The sequence below is a fragment of the Anaeromyxobacter soli genome (genome assembly GCF_022808855.1).
Taxonomy (GTDB): Bacteria; Myxococcota; Myxococcia; order Myxococcales; family Anaeromyxobacteraceae; genus Anaeromyxobacter; species Anaeromyxobacter soli.
The window spans coordinates 141,766-162,131 of record NZ_JAKZLF010000001.1; the positions used below are offsets into that span (position 1 = coordinate 141,766).

At 72.7% G+C, this 20,366-nt stretch carries 17 protein-coding genes; 10 read left to right on the plus strand and 7 right to left on the minus strand.

Translation table 11 applies throughout. From position 1 onward, the window contains the following. Positions 1–233: 233 nt before the first annotated feature. The 4 genes from MLV88_RS00555 to MLV88_RS00570 all read right to left on the minus strand — a co-directional run bounded on the left by MLV88_RS00555 (position 234) and on the right by MLV88_RS00570 (position 5,886). Positions 234–2,024, minus strand: a complete 1,791-nt coding sequence (locus MLV88_RS00555; protein WP_242352506.1) for a DUF6311 domain-containing protein — start codon at positions 2,022–2,024, stop codon at positions 234–236. A gap of 99 nt (positions 2,025–2,123) precedes the next feature. Beyond that, positions 2,124–3,524 carry a sigma-54-dependent transcriptional regulator gene (locus tag MLV88_RS00560; RefSeq protein ID WP_242352508.1) on the minus strand — a complete coding sequence of 467 codons (1,401 nt, stop codon included), beginning with the start codon at positions 3,522–3,524 and terminating at the stop codon, positions 2,124–2,126. A gap of 4 nt (positions 3,525–3,528) precedes the next feature. Further along, complete coding sequence (locus MLV88_RS00565) at positions 3,529–4,062, minus strand: archaemetzincin family Zn-dependent metalloprotease (RefSeq protein ID WP_242352510.1); 534 nt, start codon at positions 4,060–4,062, stop codon at positions 3,529–3,531. 51 nt (positions 4,063–4,113) lie between these two features. After that, complete coding sequence (locus MLV88_RS00570) at positions 4,114–5,886, minus strand: sensor histidine kinase (protein WP_242352512.1); 1,773 nt, start codon at positions 5,884–5,886, stop codon at positions 4,114–4,116. 497 nt (positions 5,887–6,383) lie between these two features. Here MLV88_RS00570 and purU point away from each other — a divergent pair, with 497 nt between their 5' ends. Both purU and MLV88_RS00580 read left to right on the plus strand, forming a co-directional pair. Continuing rightward, positions 6,384–7,244 carry a formyltetrahydrofolate deformylase gene (purU, locus tag MLV88_RS00575; protein ID WP_242337907.1) on the plus strand — a complete coding sequence of 287 codons (861 nt, stop codon included), beginning with the start codon at positions 6,384–6,386 and terminating at the stop codon, positions 7,242–7,244. Positions 7,245–7,368: 124 nt separating this feature from the next. Then, positions 7,369–7,686: an SPW repeat domain-containing protein gene (locus tag MLV88_RS00580; RefSeq protein WP_242337909.1), complete on the plus strand. Its 318-nt coding sequence runs from the start codon at positions 7,369–7,371 to the stop codon at positions 7,684–7,686. A 28-nt stretch (positions 7,687–7,714) separates the two neighbouring features. On the opposite strand, the gene MLV88_RS00585 is transcribed toward MLV88_RS00580, so the two are convergent. After that, positions 7,715–8,677 (minus strand): TerC family protein, encoded by a 963-nt coding sequence (locus tag MLV88_RS00585; RefSeq protein ID WP_242352514.1) that lies wholly within the window; start codon positions 8,675–8,677, stop codon positions 7,715–7,717. A 107-nt stretch (positions 8,678–8,784) separates the two neighbouring features. Between MLV88_RS00585 and nhaR the strand changes: the two genes are divergently transcribed. The 7 genes from nhaR to MLV88_RS00620 all read left to right on the plus strand — a co-directional run bounded on the left by nhaR (position 8,785) and on the right by MLV88_RS00620 (position 17,291). Continuing rightward, positions 8,785–9,690, plus strand: a complete 906-nt coding sequence (nhaR, locus tag MLV88_RS00590) for a transcriptional activator NhaR (protein ID WP_242352539.1) — start codon at positions 8,785–8,787, stop codon at positions 9,688–9,690. A 106-nt stretch (positions 9,691–9,796) separates the two neighbouring features. Beyond that, positions 9,797–10,702, plus strand: a complete 906-nt coding sequence (locus MLV88_RS00595; protein ID WP_242352516.1) for a zinc metalloprotease HtpX — start codon at positions 9,797–9,799, stop codon at positions 10,700–10,702. A 136-nt stretch (positions 10,703–10,838) separates the two neighbouring features. Beyond that, positions 10,839–11,105: a glutaredoxin 3 gene (gene grxC, locus MLV88_RS00600; RefSeq protein WP_242352518.1), complete on the plus strand. Its 267-nt coding sequence runs from the start codon at positions 10,839–10,841 to the stop codon at positions 11,103–11,105. Positions 11,106–11,171: 66 nt separating this feature from the next. Further along, a complete protein-coding gene (locus MLV88_RS00605) occupies positions 11,172–12,674 on the plus strand; it encodes a TolC family protein (protein WP_242352520.1) in 1,503 nt (500 codons plus the stop codon). After that, the gene (locus tag MLV88_RS00610) at positions 12,671–13,813 is read left to right on the plus strand and encodes an efflux RND transporter periplasmic adaptor subunit (RefSeq protein ID WP_242337919.1); all 1,143 of its coding nucleotides are present in this window, start codon (positions 12,671–12,673) and stop codon (positions 13,811–13,813) included. Before MLV88_RS00605 ends, MLV88_RS00610 begins: the two co-directional genes overlap by 4 nt. Then, the gene (locus MLV88_RS00615; protein WP_242352522.1) at positions 13,810–16,920 is read left to right on the plus strand and encodes an efflux RND transporter permease subunit; all 3,111 of its coding nucleotides are present in this window, start codon (positions 13,810–13,812) and stop codon (positions 16,918–16,920) included. Before MLV88_RS00610 ends, MLV88_RS00615 begins: the two co-directional genes overlap by 4 nt. Before the next feature lie 158 nt (positions 16,921–17,078). Continuing rightward, positions 17,079–17,291 carry a CsbD family protein gene (locus MLV88_RS00620; protein ID WP_242337923.1) on the plus strand — a complete coding sequence of 71 codons (213 nt, stop codon included), beginning with the start codon at positions 17,079–17,081 and terminating at the stop codon, positions 17,289–17,291. A 93-nt stretch (positions 17,292–17,384) separates the two neighbouring features. Here MLV88_RS00620 and MLV88_RS00625 read toward each other — a convergent pair whose 3' ends face one another. Both MLV88_RS00625 and MLV88_RS00630 read right to left on the minus strand, forming a co-directional pair. After that, entirely contained in the window at positions 17,385–19,256 is a 1,872-nt protein-coding gene (locus MLV88_RS00625) for a M2 family metallopeptidase (RefSeq protein ID WP_242352524.1), read from the minus strand. A gap of 121 nt (positions 19,257–19,377) precedes the next feature. Beyond that, positions 19,378–19,614 (minus strand): hypothetical protein, encoded by a 237-nt coding sequence (locus MLV88_RS00630; protein ID WP_242337927.1) that lies wholly within the window; start codon positions 19,612–19,614, stop codon positions 19,378–19,380. Between the two features lie 277 nt (positions 19,615–19,891). Between MLV88_RS00630 and MLV88_RS00635 the strand changes: the two genes are divergently transcribed. Then, positions 19,892–20,344, plus strand: a complete 453-nt coding sequence (locus MLV88_RS00635; RefSeq protein WP_242337929.1) for an HIT family protein — start codon at positions 19,892–19,894, stop codon at positions 20,342–20,344. Positions 20,345–20,366: the final 22 nt, after the last annotated feature.

The window sequence follows — 20,366 nt, forward strand, 5'->3', positions numbered from 1 at the left end:
GACCCGCAGCGGGGGCCGCTCGTATGGCGGGAACCTTCGCGCGCGATCACGCGCGGTTGCGAGCGATCGCGGGCGCGATGGCGAGTTACTCCACGGCCGTGGAGGGATTCAACGGCGCGCGTGGACGCCGAGACCTGCGCTCCCGCAGGAGACGGCCCATGCCCCGCGCGCATGCGATCCCGGGTGGAGGCGACCGGACGCGCGCGACCGTTCGTCGCGCGCGCGCTGCCACGTCAGGGGAGCGGGTTCATTCGCACCGCTCGCGCGAACGGGTCGCCAGGCTCCCGTTCGCCGCTGACGCAGACAGGGGCCCCGTCGACTCGACCGCAGATCCCGTGCGCGCGACGGAACGCCTCGACCTCTTGCGGACGGACCACGTAGATCGTCGCAGGATCCAGCCGCGCCCCGGAGACGGCGCCGTAGAGCTCCCGGCAGTAGGCCCCGGCGCGATCCGGATCGAGGCGCGCAGCGTACGCCCCGTTGAACGTGAGCCCGAGCCTGTACGCGACGTGCGCGAGACCGAGCTGCGCGTCAGGCGGCCAGACGGGCGGTCCGCACGCGTCCTCCGCCACGGGCTCCCCGCCCGCGTTGAGATAGGGCGGGTACATCGCGAGGTGCTGGTACCCGCCGCGCGCGAGCTCCCATACCTCGGAACCCGGGGGACGCCACGGCTCGGTCCCGAGCTGCAGCGGAACGGGAGGATTCACGTCCGCAGCCTGCACCGCGAAGGCGACTGCCAGTGCGCCCACGAGCGCACGTGGTCGCGTCCGCAGCGCGGTCGCGACCGCCGCGATCGCAGCCAGGACGATGAGGTAATGGAGCGGCCAGACGAACCGGCCAGAGGACCTGAACGTGCTCCCCAGCTGGGGAACGAGCGCGTACAGCCGGACCGTCAGGATGCGCTCTCCCGCGAAGGTGATCGCGTCCGAGAGCGCGAAGACGAAGAGGAGCAGCGTGACCGCCCCGATCGGCGCCGACCGCGCGAGCGCGCCGGGCGAGGGCCGTGTCCCACGCAGCGCGAGGGTGAGGCCGATCCCGAGGAGCACGAGGAGGAGCGCGCCCGCGCCGAGGTAGCCGAAGCCTTCGTACTGTCCGCCCTGGACCGGGAGGCTCCCGAGCACGCGTGACCAGCCCATCGGGTTCACGAGCGTGGCGAGATCGGCGGAGAAGAACCCGAACCCTGGCGCCTCGGAGCGCACGCCACTCCCGAAGAATCCGAAGAGGAGGAGCCCGGCGGCGGCCGCGACCGCGATGCCGGAGAGGCCGCCGAGGAGCAGCGCGGACCCGCCGAGGCGCTCCACGGCCACGAGCCGCACGACGAGCGCGGCCGCCAATGCCGCGGTCATCACCACGAAGTACGGGTGCACGCCCGCGCAGAGGAAGACGAGCAGCAGGACGGCCACGATGCGTCCACGCACCCGCCGGGGCTCGACCGACGCGAGCGCGAGCCAGAGCGCGACGAGGACGATCCAGTGGGCGGACAGGCTCGCGTGGCCGAGGCGATTGAGCAGCGGCGGCGACAGCGCGAACAGCGCGCCCCCGAGCGCCTGCGCAGCCGGGTGCGGCGTCGCGAGCTTCACGAGCTTCGCGCCGACGTAACCCTGCAGCGCGAAGGCCAGGAGGAGCCACGCGCCGACGTACTGGAAGTCCCGCGGGAGGAATGACGCCCAGGGCCTCAGGAGGATCGCGACGAGCGGGATCGAGTCGGTGAAGCCCAGCGTCGAGCCGACCGGGAACGGGTAGAAGGGGTTGGCCCCGAGCGGCAGGGAGATGGGCGCGGACCGGAAGAACAGCCAGCCCATGTAGTTCGCGCTCCAGTCGCCCGACATCAGCCAGCCGACGTGGGAGGGGTGGGCGACCGCGAGCCCCACCTTCGAAGCGAACCAGGCGATGCCGACGGCGGCAGCCGCGAGCGCGGGGCCGTGCGCGCGAGCGAGCGAAGCGAGCGGCGGCAGCGCGCGCTGCTCGGGTGCGCACGCGTCGATCGCGGGCCCGGCGATCTTCGCCTCCGATGGACCTCTCACGGCGGCGGGAGAATCGCCGCTGACCGCCCGGGGTGTCAAACCCACCTGCTGCCGAGCCGCGGGGGGGCGACCGAGCGCCGAAGGCTCGCGAGCGGGCGCCTACCCGCCCGCGCTCGGCTCGCTTCCTGGCGCGAGCTCCGCCTCCTCGCCGTCCCTGCGGAGCCCCCACTTCTTCATCTTGTTGTAGAGGGTCACGCGGTCGATCCCGAGGATGCGGGCCGACTGGCTCACGTTCCCGTTGGTGTGCGCCAGCATCGCCGCGACGTGCCGCCGCTCGACCTCCTCGAGCGACGCGAGCGTCCCGTGCCGGGGCGGCGCGTCGAGCTTGGTGGGGAGCCCGAGATCGGAGAGCTGGATGACGGGCCCCGAGGCGACGACGGCGCCGCGCTCGAGCACGTTCCGGAGCTCGCGCACGTTGCCCGGCCAGTCGTGCGCCATGAGGGCGCTCATCGCCTCGGGCGTGAGCCCCTCGATCCGCCGCTTCATCTCCACCGAGAGCCGCTCGACGAAGTTCTCGACGAGGAGCGGGATGTCCTCCCGCCGCTCGCGCAGCGGCGGGATGAGGATCGGGATGACGTTCAGGCGGTAGAACAGGTCCTCGCGGAACTTGCCCTCGCGGGCCGCGCGGCGCAGGTCGCGGTTCGTCGCCGCCACGATCCGGACGTCCACCTCGATGGGCTCGTTGCCGCCCACGCGATGGAAGCGGCGCTCCTCGAGCACGCGCAGCAGATCGAGCTGCAGCTTCGGACCGATGTCGCCCACCTCGTCGAGGAACAGGGTGCCGCCGTGCGCCGCCTCGAACTTCCCCTTTCGCCGCGAGATGGCGCCGGTGAACGCCCCCTTCTCGTGACCGAACAGCTCCGACTCGAGCAGGCTCTCGGTCAGCGCCGCGCAGGAGACCGCCACGAACGGTCCCTCCGTCCGCGGGCTCTCGGCGTGGATGGCCCGGGCGAGCACCTCCTTGCCGCTGCCGGACTCGCCGAGGACGAGGATCGTCGAGTTCGAGCGCGCGGCGGTGCGGGCGAGCTCGAACACGGACTGCATGGCCGGGCTCTTCGAGAGCAGGTCGCGGAAGCGGTACTCCTGCCGGAGCGCCTGGCGCAGCACCGCGTTCTCCCGCACGAGCGACTGCTGGGAGACGATCTTCTGCATCATGAGCGACAGCTCCTCGGGATCGAACGGCTTCACGAGGTAGTCGTAGGCGCCCATCTTCATCGCGCTCACGGCGGTGTCGACCGTGGCGTAGGCCGTCATGATCACGACGGCGACGTCCGGCTGGAGCTTCTTCGCCTCCTCGAGCACCTGGAGGCCGTCCATCCCCGGCATCTTCAGATCGACGATCATGATGGACCAGCGCTCTCTCTTGAGCGCCTCGATCGCCGAGCGGCCCTCGGGCATCGTCCCGACGGTGTAGCCGTCCTTCTCGAGCCAGCCGCCGAGCGACTCCCGGACGATCTCCTCGTCGTCCACCACCAGGATGCGGGTCCTCTCGTTCGCCATGGCTTCACGCTCCTTCGGAGACGTCGTCCAGGTGGCTGCGGCACTCGGGGCAGAGATCGACGCCCTTCGCGTCCACCTCGCGGACCGCGGGCGAGCGCGACATGACGCAGCGCTCGTGTCCGCAGTGGACGAGGCCGAAGGCGTGCCCGACCTCGTGCACCGCCTCCTTGGCGAGCCGCAGGGCGAGCAGCGCCCGCCCGCCGGGGCCGGGCTCGACGAGCCGCTTCAGCGACACCACCGCCGCGCCGCCGCCGAGCTGGGCCTCGCCGAAGACGTAGGTGAGGATGGGGATGAACAGGTCGCCGTCGGTGATGCCGAGCACCTTCCCGGAGCCCGGCCCGGACTCGCCGAGCCAGCTCAGGATCGGCGTCGTCCGGTGCTGCTTGCGCTTCTCGTCGTAGGCGTGGCGCGGCCGCTCCGGGGACTCCCAGAGGAAGACGGGGCGGCCGAAGGCGGCGGCGAGGTGGACGCGGACGTGCTCCATCAGCTCGCGATCGACCTCTCCCTCACCGATCCACCAGACGAAGATCGAGAGCATTCAGGTTCCCGGAGCCCGCGGAGGACGCCGCCCCTCGCCGTCCACGCGCGCTCACCCCGCCCCTCCCGCCGGCACGACCGGCGCGGCCGCGTCCTCCGCGGGGCGCGGCGGGATCCGCAGCGCGATGCGAGTCCCCTTCCCCACCTCGCTCGTGAGCTCGACCTTGCCGCCGTGCCGCTCGACGATGCCGTAGACGACGGAGAGCCCGAGCCCCGTGCCGCGCTCCTTCGTCGTGAAGAACGGGTCGAAGATCTTGGAGAGGTGCTCGGGCGCGATGCCGGGGCCGGTGTCGGCGAACGAGAGCTCCACCCACCGGCCGCCCTCCACGAGCGCGCTCTCGATCTCGAGCCGGCCGCTGCGCCCCATCGCCTCGCACGCGTTCATGATGACGTTCACGCACGCCTGGCGGAGCTGGCCGAAGTCGGCGGCGACCACGGGCACCTCGGCGAGGCGCTTCTCGAGCGTGATGCCCTGGATGTGGATCTGGTTCGCGAGCAGCTGCAGGGCCTCCTCCACGACGTCGTTCACGTTCACGTCCTTCACGGCCAGCGGCCGCTCGCGCGCGAAGTCGAGCAGGTTGCGGACGATGGCGCTGCAGCGCTCGGTCTCGCGCTCGACGAGGAGGAGGTGCTTGATGAGCGCGCGGCGCGTCGACTCGTCCGGGACGCCCGCCTCGAGCGTCCGCACGATGAGCTTCGCGAAGGTGAGGATGCCGGCGAGCGGGTTGTTGATCTCGTGCGCGATCGAGGCGGAGAGCTTGCCGAGGGAGGAGAGCTTCTCGTTCCGGACGAGCTGATCCTGCGCCGAGCGGAGCGCCGCCGTCCGCTCCTGCACCTGCCGCTCCAGGCTGTGCATGAGCGCGTCGAGGTCGCCCTTCGCCTTGCGCAGGGACCGCGTCATCTCGTTGAACGACGCGCCGAGGAGGCCGAGCTCCCCGCTCCAGGTGACGGGGATCTCGAGCTCGAGCTGGTCGCGGGCGACCCGGCGGGTCGCCTGGACGAGCGCCGCGACGGGGCGCATCAGGTGCTGGCCCGTGAAGAACCAGACGAACAGGCCGAGGAGCGCGGCGGCGGCGGCCGCGGCCGCGAGCGTGCGCCAGCGGAACCCGGCGGTCTCCTCGTCGAGGCGCGACAGCGACACCCCGACGTCGAGGACGCCGAGCACCTTCCGCTCGGCCGGGTGCGCGTGGCAGGCGGCGGTGGAGCAGGACGCCTCGTTGTAGATGGGGGTGATGATCCCGAGGACGCGGTGGCCGTTCGGGGTGAAGACGCGGCTCCGCTCCTTGAGGTCCACCCGGTGGAGCGGCTCGTCGGCGGCGTGGCACCCGGAGCACGCCTCCGCGTTGCGATCGACGCTGCGGCCGATCTCCACCCGCTCCGTCGAGTAGGTGATCCGCCCCTCTGCGTCCATCATGCGCACCATCTCGATGCCGGGCTGGCGCCCGATGTCCTGCATGATGAGGTAGGCGTCGCCCCGGCGGTCCTGGAGCATGGCGCGGTGGAGCGCGTTGCGGATGGTGTGGCTGAGGAGATCGGACTCCGCGACGACCTGCGACAGCAGGTGACGCTGCACCGCCACCTCGGCGAAGAAGAACGCGGCGACGACGCCCAGGGCGACGACGGCGATCATCGTGAAGAACCGGGTCGAGAGCCGCTGCTGCCAGGGAATGTCGAAGCCGAGGTCGCCGACCGAGCGCGGCGCGATCGCGCGCGCGAGCCGCTCGAGGGCGCGGGCGTCGTCGGAGGGCGGCGCAGGGCGCTCCGCGGGCCCCCGCTCGCCTGTCGGCGGCGTGCTCTCGGCCGGGTGCCCTGCGGCCCTGGACATCCTCCCCCTCCCGGAAGACCTCCGTCGCGACGCTCGCCCACCGATACGCCCGCGCCTGGGACGATAGCCTTGTCCCACATCAACACCGTTGCTTTCCGGCGCGCAATCTTTGGGGGTGGATTGCGCTGTATTGTCGCACCTTTCGAACGTGCGGGCAGAGTCGTCGAGCCGCCATCCTCCGGCGCGCGGCGAACCCTCGCGCGGGCGGCACGAGACTCGGGCGCGGCGAACGATGCGGCTGTCCATGCGGCCTCCGGTCGCACCCTGGGCCGCCCTCCCCAGCGCTGCGTCAATTGCCCCAGCGCAACGCAGCCGACGCCCCAGCCCGCGGCGGAACCCATGGAGATTGCAGGGTTCTCCCTCGCGCCCGGATGGCACGGGGGTCGCAATGGCCTGCGGCACCCAGGGGTTTCCACGGGAGGGGGCCGGGCTGGACGCGCGTGCGAGCGCTGGTCGCGCGCGTCCAGCCCCGCTTTTTTGCTAGTTTGCCCGGTCCCGTGACCCACCCTCGCGCCATCCTCCTCGTCCAGTGCCCCGACCGCCCCGGGATCGTCGCCGCGATCTCGAGCTTCCTCTTCCGCCACGGGGCGAACATCACCGACTTCGATCAGCACACCGCCGAGGAGGACGGCGGCGTCTACTTCACGCGGCTCGAGTTCCAGACGGACCGGCTGGACCTCCCGCCGGAGGATCTCGAGCGGGCGTTCGCCCTCGACGTCGCGCGCCCGTTCGCGATGGACTGGCGCCTCACCCTCTCCTCCCGGCGAAAGCGCATCGCGGTCCTCGTCTCGAAGCACGACCACGCGCTGCTCGAGCTCCTCTGGACCTGGAAGCGCGGCGAGCTCGGCGGCGAGGTCTCGCTCGTCGTCTCGAACCACCCGGATCTGCGCCCCGCCGTCGAGGCGTTCGGCGTCCCGTTCGAGCACGTGCCGAACTCGCGCGACATCCGCGCCGAGGCGGAGGCTCGGCTGGGCGCGCTCGTCGACGGGCGCGCCGACCTCGTCGTCCTCGCGCGCTACATGCAGATCGTCTCACCCGAGCTCGTCTCGCGCTGGCCGAACCGCATGATCAACATCCACCACTCGTTCCTCCCGGCGTTCGTGGGCGCGGACCCCTACCGGCAGGCGCACGAGCGCGGAGTGAAGATCGTCGGCGCCACCGCGCACTACGTCACGGCCGAGCTCGACGCCGGCCCGATCATCGAGCAGGACGTCGGGCGCGTGACGCACCGGCACTCGGTCGACGATCTGAAGCGGCTCGGCCGCGACCTCGAGCGCCGCGTCCTCGCGCGCGCCGTGCGGTGGCACTGCGAGGACCGGATCATCGTCCACGGCAACAAGACGGTCGTCTTCGACTGAGCGACGCCGCGCGCGGGCCGCCGGGTGCGCGAGCGGGCAGGCGGCAGGGACCGCGCGCGCGCACCGGGCGGGAGGGCGGGCCGGCGAGGAAGAGCCGGAGCATCTTCAGCGCGAGGAGGTCCGAATGCCCGCCCGGACGCTCAACCTGATGCTCGCGCTCTGGCTGTTCTTCTCGGCCTTCGCGTTCCCCCGCACCACGCCCTCGTTCACGAACGCGTGGGCGGTCGGGCTCCTCGCCGCCATCTTCGCGGTCCTGGGGATGACGCGGGCGAAGGCGCGCTTCGCGAACACGGCGCTGTCCGCCTGGCTCGTCGTCGCCGCGCTGGTCCTGCCGCAGCGCTCGCCGGCCGCGCGCTGGAACGACCTCGCCGTTGCGGCCGCGATGCTGCTCCTGTCGCTCGTGCCGGGCACGCTGTACCGCCGCGTCAGCGCGGGGACTTGAGCGCCGCGCGCTCGACGCCGACGCCCCGTCACGTCCCGGACGACGCGCGCGCCGCGGCGGGCGCGCCGGCCCGGCGCGTCTTCACGAGCGAGAAGATCACGGCCCCGCCGAGGAGCGCCACCACCACCGCGAGCGAGACGAGCGCGTGCACGTGGACCCAGCGCGACGCGAGCATCTTCGCCCCGATGAAGACGAGCACCGCCGCGAGCCCGGCGGACAGGTACTCGAAGCGGTTCAGGAGCTGCGCGACCGCGAAGTAGAGCGAGCGGAGCCCCATGATCGCGAAGATGTTGGACGTGAAGACGATGAAGGGGTCGAGCGTCACGCCGAAGATCGCGGGGATGGAGTCGAGCGCGAACACCACGTCGGAGATCTCGATGAGCGCGAGCGCGAGGAACAGCGGCGTCGCCACGAGCCGGCCGGCCTCGCGGAGGAAGAAGGCGTGCCCCTCGATGCGGTGCGTCGACGGGATGACCTTGCGGAGGACCTGGAAGGCCCAGCTCCGCTCCGGGTGGTGGTGCTCCTCGCCCTTGTGGAAGAACAGCCGCACGCCGGTGGCGAGCAGGAACGCGCCGAACACGTAGATGAGCCAGTGGAAGCGCGCGAGGAGCGCGCTCCCGCCCACGATCATGAGCGCGCGCAGGACGAGCGCGGTGAGGATGCCCCAGAACAGCACGCGGTGCTGGTAGGCCGCGGGGATCGCGAACGTCCCGAAGATGATGACGAAGACGAAGAGGTTGTCGACGGAGAGCGACTTCTCGATGAGGTAGCCGGTCAGGAACTCGATCGCCGGCCCGGACCCGAACCGCCACCAGACGAGGCCGTCGAAGGCGAGGGCGAGGCCGATCCACACCGCGGTCCAGCGGAGCGCCTCGCGCGTCGAGACGACGTGGTCCTTGCGGTTGAAGACGCCGAGATCGAGCGCGAGCATCACCAGCACGAACACGACGAACCCCGCCCACAGGCCGGGGGTGCCTACGCTCTCGATCATCCGCTGGTCTCCCGTGCCGCCGTCGCGCGGCCCCGCCTCTTCAATAGACGGCTCAGCCCCGCTCAGGATGAGAAAGTTTCACGGTGTCCGTTAGACTTTCCCTCACCATGGAGTGGCTCAACTACCATCACCTCTTCTACTTCTGGACCGTGGCCCGCGCGGGCAGCATCGCCAAGGCGAGCCAGGAGCTGCGGCTCGCGCAGCCCACCATCTCGAACCAGCTGAAGACGCTCGAGGGGAGCCTGGGCGTGAAGCTGCTCGAGCGGCAGGGGCGGCGGCTCGTCCTCACGGACGTCGGCCGCACGGTCCTCCGCTACGCGGACGACATCTTCCGGACCGGGAGCGAGCTGCAGCGCGCGGTGAAGGGCCTTCCGACCGGCCAGCGGCTCCGGCTCGTCGCGGGCGTGGTGGACGTCATCCCGAAGCGCATGGCGGCCCTCCTGCTCCAGCCGGCGGTGGACGCGCACCCGGACCTGACGCTCGTCTGCCGGGAGGGGCCGCTGCCGCAGCTCCTCGCCGCGCTCGCCCTGCACGAGCTCGACGTCGTGATCGCCGACGTGCCCGCCTCCGAGGAGGTGAAGGTGAAGGCCTTCAACCACCGCCTGGGCGACTGCGGCACGTCGTTCTTCGCGGCGGCGCGCCACGCGGGCCTTCGCAAGGGCTTCCCGCGCTCGCTGCAGGGCGCGCCCTCGCTCCTGCCGTCGCCGGGGACGGCGCTCCGCCGTGCGCTGGACGGCTGGCTCGACGGGCTCGGCGTTCGTCCCGAGCTCGCGGGCGAGTTCGATGACAGCGCGCTCATGATGGCTTTCGGCGAGCGCGGGCTCGGCGTGTTCGCGGCGCCGCGAGTGCTCGAGGAGGAGATCCGCTCCGAGCACGGCGTGCAGGTCGTCGGCCGCGCGGACGAGGTGCGCGAGACCTTCTACGCCATCACCGTCGAGCGCCGCCTGCGCCACCCCGCCGTGGTCGCGATCGCCGAGGCCGCGCGCGACGCGCTGTTCGGGGCCGCGGCGTGAGCCGGCGGCGCTACCCCAGGCTTTTCCGCAGTCTCGCGCCGACATTTTGAAATGGACTGGGAATGCCGCGGGCGGCATCAATGCCGCGCTGCCCGGAGGCATTGCCATGATGAACCAGTTCAAGACCGTCCTCTTGCTCGGCGCCCTCTCCGCGATCCTCGTCGGCGTCGGCGCGAGCCTCGGCCCGAACGCGTTCTGGCTGTTCACCGCGCTCGCGGTCGCCATGAACCTCGTCAGCTACTTCTTCTCCGACCGGATCGTCCTCAGGATGCACCGCGCCCGCGAGCTGCCCGAGGCCGAGGCGCCCCGGCTGCACGGGATCGTCGCGGAGCTCGCCGGGCGCGCGGGGATCCCGAAGCCGCGGGTGTTCTTCATGGACGACCCGCACGCGAACGCGTTCGCCACGGGCCGCGACCCGAAGCACGCCGTCGTGGCGGTGACGCGCGGGATCGTGGAGATCCTCGACGAGCGCGAGCTGCGCGGCGTGCTCGCGCACGAGCTCGCGCACGTGGCGAACCGCGACATCCTCGTGGCGAGCGTGGCCGCGGGGCTCGCGACCGCCGTCTCGCACCTCGCGAACGCGCTCGCGTTCACCGGCATGTTCGGGGGCGGGAGCCAGGACGAGGAGGGCGGCTCCCCCGCAGGCGGGCTCGCGCTCGCGCTCCTCGCGCCCATCGGCGCGACGCTCGTCCAGCTCGGCATCTCGCGCTCGCGCGAGTACCTCGCCGACGAGACCGGGGCGCGCCTCGCCGGGGATCCGCTCGCCCTCGCCGGCGCGCTGGAGAAGCTCCACCGGGCGGCGGAGCAGCTCCCGAGCGCCGCCACCCCCGCCACGGCGAGCCTTTTCATCGTGAACCCGTTCGGCGCGCTGACGGGCGGGCTCTCGCGCCTGTTCTCGACCCACCCGCCCGCCGAGGAGCGGATCCGGCGCCTGCGCGCGCTCGCGCAGACCGTCCGCGGGCCCGCCTTCGAGCCGGCCGGCGCCGCGCCCCGCTCGCGCCTCGTTCGCTGAAGCGACGGCTCGAGGTCTTCGCCGTGTCCCCTGCGCCCCCGCGGGCGGCCTCGCCGCCACCGCGGTGGCGCCCGGCGGCGCCCGAGGCTCGGTCGTTCGCGAGCCGGAGAGGGACCGATCGGATTATGAAGATGACATGACCGCACCCCAGGTGACCGTCTACACGAAGCGGAACTGCCCCTACTGCGTTCGCGCCAAGGCGCTCCTCTCGAGCAAGGGCGTCGCGTACGAGGAGGTGAGCGTGGAGGGCGATGACGCGCTGCGCACCTGGCTCGTCGAGAAGAGCGGCCAGATGACGGTGCCGCAGGTCTTCGTGGGCGAACGCTCGCTGGGCGGGTTCTCGGACCTCGACGCGCTCGACCGCGAGGGCCGTCTCGAACCGATCCTGCGCGGAGAGTCCTGAGGGCGGCGCGCGGGTCGTCGAGCCCGTTGACGGGCGGGTTCATCTCCTCCACAACAGGGGCTGCCGATGCCCCCTCCTACGCCCTCCAGCAGCGCGGTCCGTGGGGCCGCCGTCGCCGCGTCCGCCCTCGCCCTGCTCGGCGCGTGCGGCACGGTCTCGCCCTCACTCTACGTCTCGAGCCGGACGGCGCCGCCGCGCGACGTCGCTCGCGAGGTGGGCGCGCCCGCGCCGGCCGCGCCTCCCCAGCCACAGCCGCAGGCGCCGGAGCCCGTCCCCGCGCCGCGCTCGCTCGCCGACCTCGTCGACCTCGCGCTCGCGCGCGAGCCGGCGACCCGGGCCACGTGGCACGACGCGCGCGCCGCGGCCGCCCAGGCCGGCTCGCAGCGCAGCCTGTACTGGCCCTCGCTCGAGGCGACGGCCTCGCTCCTGCGCCAGCGCTCGGGCGGCGGCCCCAACCGCGCGTCCTCGACGAGCACGACCGCGGGCGCGAGCGCGAGCCTCACCTGGCTGCTCCTCGATCTCGGCGCGCGGGGCGCGCTCGTCGACGCGGCCGACCGGCTCCTCGTGGCGGCGCGGCTCGCCGAGCACGCGGCGGTGGCCGATCTCGTGCTGCAGGTGCAGCAGACGTACTTCCAGTACCTCGGCGCGCGCGCCCTCGCCGAGGCGGAGAAGACCTCCGTCCGTCAGGCGGAGACGAGCCTCGCCGCCGCGGAGGCCCGGCGCCAGGCGGGGCTCGCCACCATCGCCGACGTGCTGCAGGCGCGGACGGCGCTCTCGCAGGTGCAGCTCGTGCTGCAGCAGGCGGAGGGCCAGGCGCTCGCCCTCCGCGGCGCGCTCGCCACGCTGGCGGGTCTCTCCCCCACCGCCGAGCTCGAGGTCGGCGCGCTGCCCGCGGAGGTGGATACGGCGCGGGCGCGGCCCACGGTGGACGAGCTCCTCGCGCTGGCTGCGGCCCGCAACCCGGACGTCGCCCGGGCGCGCGCCCTGGCCGACGCGGCCGATGCCCGCGCCCGGGCGGCCTCCCGCGCCGCCTGGCCGACGCTCTCGTTCCAGGCGAGCGCCGGGCGCACCCACTACCTCGCGCCCGAGGGGCTCGACCCGACCACCTCGTGGTCCGCGGGCCTCGTCCTCCGCGTCCCGATGTTCGAGGGGCTCGGCCCCGCCTACGACGCGCTCGCCGCGCGCGCCACGGCCGACGCCGCGCGGGCGCGCGCCGACGCCGCCGGGCAGCGGGTCGCGCTCGACGTCTGGACGAGCTACCAGGGCCTCAGCAGCGCGGGGCGCCGGCTCGAGACCTCCCGCGACCTCCTCGCCTCCGCCCGCGCGTCCTCCGACGTGGCGCGTGGCCGGTACCAGGAGGGCGTCGGCTCGATCCTGGACCTCCTGAACGCCCAGTCCGCCCTCGAGACCGCCCAGGCCGAGAACGTGCGCGCGCGCTCCGACTATCTCGTCGCGCTCGCCCAGCTCACGCGCGCGAGCGGCCGCCTCGATCTCCCCGCCGCGGCGCCCGCGGCCCCCGCGCCGTCCGACCCGCAGGTCGCGCCGCCCGCGCTCGAAGGAACACCATGACCCCTCGCACCGCCTCCACCGCCGCGGCCCTCGTCCTCGCCGGCGCCCTCGCCGGCTGCTCGCGCGGCGACGCCCGCAGCGTGGCCGGGCCACGCCCCGTCCCCGTCCGCGCGGAGCGCGCGGTGGAGAAGGACGTGCCCGTCGAGGTGCGCGCCGTCGGCCGCATCGTCGCGAACCAGTCCGTCGCGGTGCGCGCGCAGGTGTCCGGGCCGATCGTGGCGGTGCACTTCACCGAGGGCCAGCAGGTGAAGAAGGGCGACCTGCTCCTCGAGCTCGACCGCCGCCCCTACGCCGCCGCGCTCGCCGGCGCGCGGGCGAGGCTCGAGCAGGATCGGGCCCGGGCGGAGAACGCGCGCGCCGACGCGAAGCGCTACGCCGAGCTCGTGGAGAAGGAGTACGTGACGCGCCAGCAGCACGACGCGGCCCGTGCGAACGCCGCCGCGCTCGACGCGACGGTGGTCGCAGACCAGGCCGCGGTGGACCGCGCCGCGCTCGACCTCTCCTACTGCACGCTCCGCGCGCCCGCCGCGGGGCGGACCGGGCGGCTGCTCGTGCACCCCGGGAACCTCGTCTCCTCCGGCGCGCAGGAGCCGCTCGTGACCATCGAGCAGGTGAAGCCGGTCTTCGCGGCGTTCTCCATCCCGGAGCGCCACCTCGCGGCGCTGCGTGGCCGCGTGACCGGCCTGCCGGTGCGCGTGCGCCCGGCCGGCGGCGACGCCGACGTCGAGGCGACGCTCGCCTTCATGGACAACGCGGTGGACGCCGCCACCGGCACGATCCTGCTCAAGGCGCGCGTCGAGAACGAGGACGAGGCGCTCTTGCCCGGCCAGGTGGTGGACGTGTTCCTCCGCATCGCAGAGCGGAGCCGCGCCATCGTGGTGCCGGCGTCCGCGGTCGCGTCCGGCCAGCAGGGCGACTACGCCTACGTCGTGAGCGCCGAGCGCAAGGCGGTGCTGCGCCCGGTCGTCGTCCAGCAGGCGGGCGACGCGGAGACGGTGATCGGCGAGGGGATCGCGGCGGGCGAGCTCGTCGTCACCGAGGGGCAGCTCAAGCTGCGGCCGGACGCGCCGGTCGAGCTCCTCGGCGAGCGGCCCGCGCCCGGGACCGGCGACGGCGGCGCGAAGGGCGCGGCGCGATGAACCTCTCCGCCCCGTTCATCCGGCGGCCCGTCATGACGACGCTCGTCATGGCGAGCTTCACGCTGTTCGGCGTGTTCGCCTACCGGAGCCTGCCCGTCTCCGACCTCCCCGTGGTGGACTTCCCCACCATCTCGGTGAACGCCTCGCTCCCCGGGGCGAGCCCCGAGACGATGGCCGCGTCCGTCGCGACGCCGCTCGAGCGCCAGTTCTCGAACATCGCCGGCATCAAGACGATGAACTCGTCGTCGAGCCAGAGCTCGACCTCGATCACGCTCGAGTTCGACCTCGACCGGGACATCGACTCGGCGGCGCTCGACGTGCAGGCGGCGATCTCGGCGAGCCTCGGCCAGCTCCCGTCGAACATGCCGAACCCGCCCACGTTCCGGAAGGTGAACCCGGCGGACCAGCCCATCCTCTACCTCTCGCTCACCTCCCCCACCCTGCCGCTCTCGGCGGTGAACCGCTACGCGCAGGACCTCGTCGCGCAGCGGGTCGCGACCGTCCCCGGGGTGGCCGAGGTGGCGATCTTCGGCGCGCAGAAGTACGCGGTGCGGATCCAGCTCGATCCCCGCGCGCTCCAGGCTCGCGGGCTCGGCCTCGAGGAGGTCACCGCGGCCGTCCGCAACGCGAACGCGAACCTGCCCACCGGCGTGGTCGAGGGCCGGGACCGCGCCTACACCGTCGAGGCGACCGGCGGGCTCCTCACCGCCGCCGACTTCCGCCAGGTGGTGGTCGCCTTCCGGGACGGGGCGCCGGTGCGCCTCGCCGACCTCGGCGAGGTGAAGGACGGCGTCGAGAACGACCGCGTCGCGGCGTGGTTCGTCCAGGGCGGCAAGGACCAGCGGAGCGTCACCGTCGCGGTGCGCAGGCAGCCGGGCACGAACACCGTGCGGATCGCGCGGGAGGTGCAGGAGCTGCTCCCGACGATCAACCAGCAGCTCCCGGCGGCCGTCGAGCTCAAGGTCATCTACGATCGCTCCGAGTCGATCCGCCACTCGGTCGGGGACGTGCAGTTCACGCTCCTCCTCACGCTCGTCCTCGTCGTCCTCGTCATCTTCCTGTTCCTCAGGAACCTGCCCGCGACGGTCATCCCGAGCCTCGCCCTCCCCGTCTCGCTCGTCGGCACCTTCGGGATCATGGCGGCGATGGGCTACTCGCTCGACAACCTCTCGCTCATGGCGCTCACGCTCGCGGTGGGGTTCGTCGTGGACGACGCCATCGTCATGCTCGAGAACATCGTGCGCCACATGGAGCGCGGCGAGGCCGCGCGGGAGGCGGCGTTCCGCGGGTCGAAGGAGATCGCGTTCACGATCCTCTCGATGACGATCTCGCTCGCGGCGGTGTTCCTCCCGATCCTCTTCATGGGCGGGCTCGTCGGACGGCTCTTCAAGGAGTTCGCGGTCACGATCGGCGCGGCGATCCTGGTGTCCGGCTTCGTGTCGCTCACGCTGACGCCGCTCCTGTGCGCGCGCTTCCTGAAGCCGCACGCCGCCGAGCGGCACGGCCGCCTCTACCGGAGCACCGAGCGCGCGTTCGACGCGATGCTGCGCTTCTACGACCGCGGGCTCACCTGGTCGCTCGCGCACCCGCGGTCGGTCCTCGCCTTCTCCGCGGCCGTGCTCGTCCTGATGATCCCGCTCTGGCAGGCGGTCCCGAAGGGCTTCCTCCCGAGCGAGGACACGGGGCGGCTCCTCATCAACACCGAGCCCGCGGAGGGGACGAGCTGGGACGCGATGGTGCGCGCGCACCGGCAGGTGGCGGAGATCGCGACCCGCCACCCGGCCGTCGAGCACGCGAACTCGACGGTCCGCAGCGTCTCGAGCGGCTTCGTGTTCCTCAAGCTCAAGGACGGCACGCGCGCGCACGTCGACCAGGTGATCCGCGACCTCCGCGGGGAGCTCGGCGCGGTGCCGTCGCTCCGGGCGTTCCCGATGAACCCGCCCCCCATCTCGCTCGCCGGCGGCGGCGGCCGCGCCCTCTACTCGGTGACCCTCCAGGACGCCGACACCGACGCGCTCTACAGGGCGGCGCCGGCCCTCGAGGCCCGCATGCGCGCGCTCCCGGCGCTCGCCGACGTGAACTCCGACCTGCGGCTCGCGTCGCCGCGCGTGACGGTCGCGATAGACCGAGACCGCGCCGCGGCGCTCCAGATCGCGCCGCTCGCGATCGAGGACGCGCTCTACACCGCCTTCGGCTCGCGCCGGGTCTCCGTCATCAACGCGCCCGAGGACCAGTACGACGTGCTGATGGAGCTCGACCCGGGCTTCCGCCTCGATCCCGGGGCCCTCTCCCTCGTCTACGTCCGCTCCGCGTCCGGGAAGCTCGTCCCGCTCGACGCCGTCGCGCGGCTGGGCCGCGCGGTGGGCCCGCTGTCGGTGAACCACGCCGGGCAGCTCCCGGCGGTGAACCTCAGCTTCAACCTCGCCCCCGGCCGCTCCCTCGGCGAGGCGATGCAGGGGATCGAGGGCGCCGCCGCGGAGGTGCTCCCCGCGACGGTCGCCACGCGGTTCCAGGGCACGGCGCAGGCCTTCCAGGAGTCGATGCGGGGCCTCGGGCTCCTGCTCGTGATGGCGGTGCTCGTCATCTACGTGGTGCTCGGGATCCTCTACGAGAGCTTCGTGCACCCCATCACGATCCTCACCGCCCTCCCCTTCGCCGGCTTCGGCGCGCTCGTCACCCTGCTCCTGTTCCGCACCGATCTCTCCATCTACGCCTTCGTCGGCATCATCATGCTCGTCGGCCTGGTGAAGAAGAACGGCATCATGATGGTCGACTTCGCGATCGAGGCGCAGCGCACGGGGAAGTCGCCGCGCGACGCCATCCACGAGGCGTCGCTCGTGCGGTTCCGGCCGATCATGATGACCTCGATGGCCGCGCTCATGGGCACCCTGCCCATCGCGTTCGGGCTGGGCGCAGGCGCGGAGTCGCGCCAGCCGCTCGGCCTCGCCGTCGTCGGCGGGCTCGTCTTCTCGCAGTTCCTCACGCTCTACGTGACGCCGGTGTTCTACGTCTGGATGGAGCGGCTCCGGGCCGGCCTCGGACGGCGCCGCGCCTCGACCCCGGGCGGCGTCGCGCCCGACCGCTCCGCCGCCGCCCCGCAGCCCTGACGCGCGCCCGCCCGGAGGACGCGCTCCGCGAGCCCGGATCCAGGGCGCCGCCGGGTCTGGCTCCGCGCCGCGCGCCCGCTCCCTCGCCCCCGCCGCGGGCCCTCGCGCGGGCCGCCATCGGACCCGCGCCCTACGTTGAAGTCCAAAGGGAGGGAACGATGAACAAGGACCAGATCAAGGGCAAGATCGAGGAGATCAAGGGCGACGTGAAGCAGCGGATCGGCGGCGCCACGAAGGACCGCTCGACGCAGGGCGAGGGCTGGCTGGAGGAGAAGAAGGGCCAGATCCGCCAGGGCGTCGGCGACCTCAAGGAGAAGGTCAAGCGCGAGGACGAGCGCGACCCGACCCGTGACCTCGACCGCGACGTCTGACGCGGACGAGCGAGCCCGTAGAGAAGACGGCGCCCCGGCGGCCATGAGCCGCCGGGGCGCTTTCCTGCGCGAGAGCCTTCGAGCGGCGCGCGCTCACCAGCCGCACTTCTGGCCCGCGTTCTGCGCGCGCAGCCACGCGCGCAGCGGCGCGAAGTACTCGAGCAGTGCGGACGCGTCGGCCTTCCTCGAGCCGGTCAGGGCGGCCATCGCCTCCGGCCACGGCTTCGACGCGCCGAGCTCCATCATCGCCTGGAGCCGCTTCCCCGCGTCCTTCGAGCCGTAGATCGAGCACTGGTGCAGGGGGCCCTTCCACCCGGCGGCCTCGCAGAGCGCCTTGTGGAACTGGAACTGGTACACGTGGGCGAGGAAGTAGCGCGTGTACGGCACGTTCGCCGGGACGTGGTACTTCGCGCCCGGGTCGAAGTCGTCCTCGGTCCGCGCCACGGGGGCGTCGACGCCCTGGAACTTGCGGCGCAGCTCCCACCACGCGGCGTTGTAGCGGTCCGGCGCGACCTTCCCGCTGAACACGTCCCAGCGCCACTGGTCGATGAGGCGGCCGAACGGCAGGAACGAGACCTTCTCCAGGGCCTTCTTCATCTGGAAGTTGATGACGCCGTGGTCGTCCTTCGCGACCGCCGGGACGAGGCCCACCTGCTTCAGGTAGCCGGGCGTCACCGAGAGCGCGATCGCGTCGCCGAGCGCCTCGTGGAACCCGTCGTTGGCGCTGTCCTGGTAGAGCACCGGCAGGTGCACGTACGCGCGCTGGTAGTAGTTGTGTCCGAGCTCGTGATGGATCGTGACGAGATCCTCCTCCGTCGGCCGGATGCACATCTTGACGCGCAGGTCGGCGTCGTAGGTCACGTCCCACGCGCTCGCGTGGCACACCACCTCGCGGTCCTTCGGCTTCACGAGCTGCGAGCGCTGCCAGAACGTGGCCGGGAGCGGATCGAGGCCGAGCGAGCTGAAGAACGCCTCGCCGAGCTTCACCATCCGGGTCGGATCGTACCTCTGGCGCTTCAGCGCCGCGTCCACGTCGAGGCTCCCCGCGCCCTTGTACGGCTCGACGAGCGGGTAGAGGTTCGACCAGTCCTGCGCCCACATGTTGCCGAGCAGGTGCGCCGGGATGGGCTTGCCGTCGGGGACCCTCTCCTTCCCGTAGAGCTTCTGGAGCCGGGCGCGGACGAAGCAGTGCAGGTCGTCGTAGAGGGGCTTCACCTCCGCCCAGAGCCGGTCGACGTCCGCCTCGAACTCCGCGGGCGGCATGTCGTAGTCGGCGCGCCACAGGTCGCCGAGATCGCGGAAGCCGATCTCCTTCGAGCCCTCGTTGCCGAGCGCGACGAGGCGCGTGTAGAGCGGCCGCATCTCGCGGGAGATCGTGTGCCAGCCGGTCCAGGCGTCGAGCAGCTCGGGGTAGCTGTGGCTCTTCGCGAGGACCTCCTCGAGCTCCTGCAGGTCGTGGCAGCGCGGCGCCGGCTTGCCGGGCGCGGGCGTGCCGCACCACTTGCCCTTGCCGTAGATGCCCTCGAGCTTGGCGGCGATCTCGGCGAGCTCCCGGCGGCGCGCCGGATCGCTGGGCGCGGGCAGCGGGGTGGCGACCTTGAGCAGGTGCAGCATCCGCGCGGTGTCCGCGTCCACGTCGAGGCCGTCGAATCGGACCGACGCCGCGATCGCGCCGGACAGGTAGGCCATCACGTCCTCGTTGAGGGCCGCGGCGTTCCGCTCGGTGTCGTCGGTGATGTAGGTGGCCTTGATCCAGTCGGCCGTCGAGGAGCGGATCCAGAGCCGCTTCAGCTCGGAGTTGACGCCGTCGACGAAGGCCCTCGCCTCGGCGGCGGTGGGCTTCCCGGGCGTCGCGGGCGCGACGACCACGGCGCGCGTGTCGGTCGCGGCAGGGGCAGCCGCCTGCGCGGGGGCGCCGGCGAGGAGACACGCTGAGAAGAGTGGGACGAACGGGAGGAGTCTCATGGGGCGCGGATCCTACGGGCGAGCCGCCCCCCGCGCCAGCGCGCGCACGTCACCCCGGGTCAGCCGAGCCGGGGCGCGCTGCCGCGCGCCCCTCACGGACCCAGGCGGGGTGCGCGCCGCTTCAGTGTGGCTGGCCGCCGCCGCGCCGGTCGTTCGCGAACATCCCTGCGAACGAGCGAGGCTCCTCGTGCAGCTTGAACAGAGGGCACTTCTCGCAGGACCAGCTGTCCCAGTCGAGCCTCACCGCGACGTCGAGGCAAGCGTCGTAGTGCAGGCAGTAGAGATTCCGGTGACCGGCCACGGTCGTCTCGGAGCGGATGAGCTGGGTGAGCGGGGTCGGGTTCGGATTGGTTTCCACCTGGGTGCTCCTGGTCTCGTTCGGAACAGGCATGCGGCCGGTCGATTCCCGGGCCGGGGCCCGTGCGGAAAAAGTCGTTCGAAAGCGCGCAACTTGGGGGCTACCCCACGAGGACGGAAGCCCCGATCGGGACGAACCGATGCGCGAATCGATGGTGCCTCCGGTATAACGGCGCTTTCCACGCTGTGCCGCTGACGGGCTCACTCCAACCGGTATTCGCTGTAAGTGTACGCATCGGGGGTCCGCGGGCCCTGCGACGAAGCGCCACGGAGGCCCGATGGTTGACGCACAGTGCATCGGTTGCGCGATCTCGCGCGGCCTTCATCGGGTTCCCGGCGGCCTCCTGCGGCGCGAGGGAGGCTTCGTCCTGCACGCCCTCGCGGACCCGTCGCCGCTCCGAGGCTGGCTCGTCCTGACGAGCGAGCGTCACGCCCGCGCCTGGTACGACCTGCCCGAGGACGAGCTCGCCGCGCTGGGGCCGCTCGTCGCGCGCGTCATGGCCGCACAGCGCGAGGCCCTCGGCGCGGAGCACGTCTACGCCTTCGCCATCGGTGACGTGCTCCGGCACTTCCACCTGCACCTCGTTCCGCGCTTCTCGGACACGCCGGAGCGGCTGCTGGGGCGCCGCTGCTTCGAGGGGCGGCCGGAGGACATGCGTCCCGAGCCAGACCTCGCGGCGGCGGCCGTCGCCGTGGCCGCCGCGCTCCCCCGCCGGCCCGCGGCGCGCTGAGCCGCTCGGCCGCCTGGCGGGC

Excerpts from the sequence above, each read along its gene's own strand:
- MLV88_RS00560 (WP_242352508.1), bottom strand. The coding sequence starts at position 3,524 with ATGGCGAACGAGAGGACCCGCATCCTGGTGGTGGACGACGAGGAGATC.
- MLV88_RS00565 (WP_242352510.1), bottom strand. The coding sequence starts at position 4,062 with ATGCTCTCGATCTTCGTCTGGTGGATCGGTGAGGGAGAGGTCGATCGC.
- MLV88_RS00570 (WP_242352512.1), bottom strand. The coding sequence starts at position 5,886 with ATGTCCAGGGCCGCAGGGCACCCGGCCGAGAGCACGCCGCCGACAGGC.
- MLV88_RS00580 (WP_242337909.1), top strand. The coding sequence starts at position 7,369 with ATGCCCGCCCGGACGCTCAACCTGATGCTCGCGCTCTGGCTGTTCTTC.
- MLV88_RS00585 (WP_242352514.1), bottom strand. The coding sequence starts at position 8,677 with ATGATCGAGAGCGTAGGCACCCCCGGCCTGTGGGCGGGGTTCGTCGTG.
- nhaR (WP_242352539.1), top strand. The coding sequence starts at position 8,785 with ATGGAGTGGCTCAACTACCATCACCTCTTCTACTTCTGGACCGTGGCC.
- MLV88_RS00595 (WP_242352516.1), top strand. The coding sequence starts at position 9,797 with ATGATGAACCAGTTCAAGACCGTCCTCTTGCTCGGCGCCCTCTCCGCG.
- grxC (WP_242352518.1), top strand. The coding sequence starts at position 10,839 with ATGACCGCACCCCAGGTGACCGTCTACACGAAGCGGAACTGCCCCTAC.
- MLV88_RS00605 (WP_242352520.1), top strand. The coding sequence starts at position 11,172 with ATGCCCCCTCCTACGCCCTCCAGCAGCGCGGTCCGTGGGGCCGCCGTC.
- MLV88_RS00610 (WP_242337919.1), top strand. The coding sequence starts at position 12,671 with ATGACCCCTCGCACCGCCTCCACCGCCGCGGCCCTCGTCCTCGCCGGC.
- MLV88_RS00615 (WP_242352522.1), top strand. The coding sequence starts at position 13,810 with ATGAACCTCTCCGCCCCGTTCATCCGGCGGCCCGTCATGACGACGCTC.
- MLV88_RS00620 (WP_242337923.1), top strand. The coding sequence starts at position 17,079 with ATGAACAAGGACCAGATCAAGGGCAAGATCGAGGAGATCAAGGGCGAC.
- MLV88_RS00625 (WP_242352524.1), bottom strand. The coding sequence starts at position 19,256 with ATGAGACTCCTCCCGTTCGTCCCACTCTTCTCAGCGTGTCTCCTCGCC.
- MLV88_RS00635 (WP_242337929.1), top strand. The coding sequence starts at position 19,892 with ATGGTTGACGCACAGTGCATCGGTTGCGCGATCTCGCGCGGCCTTCAT.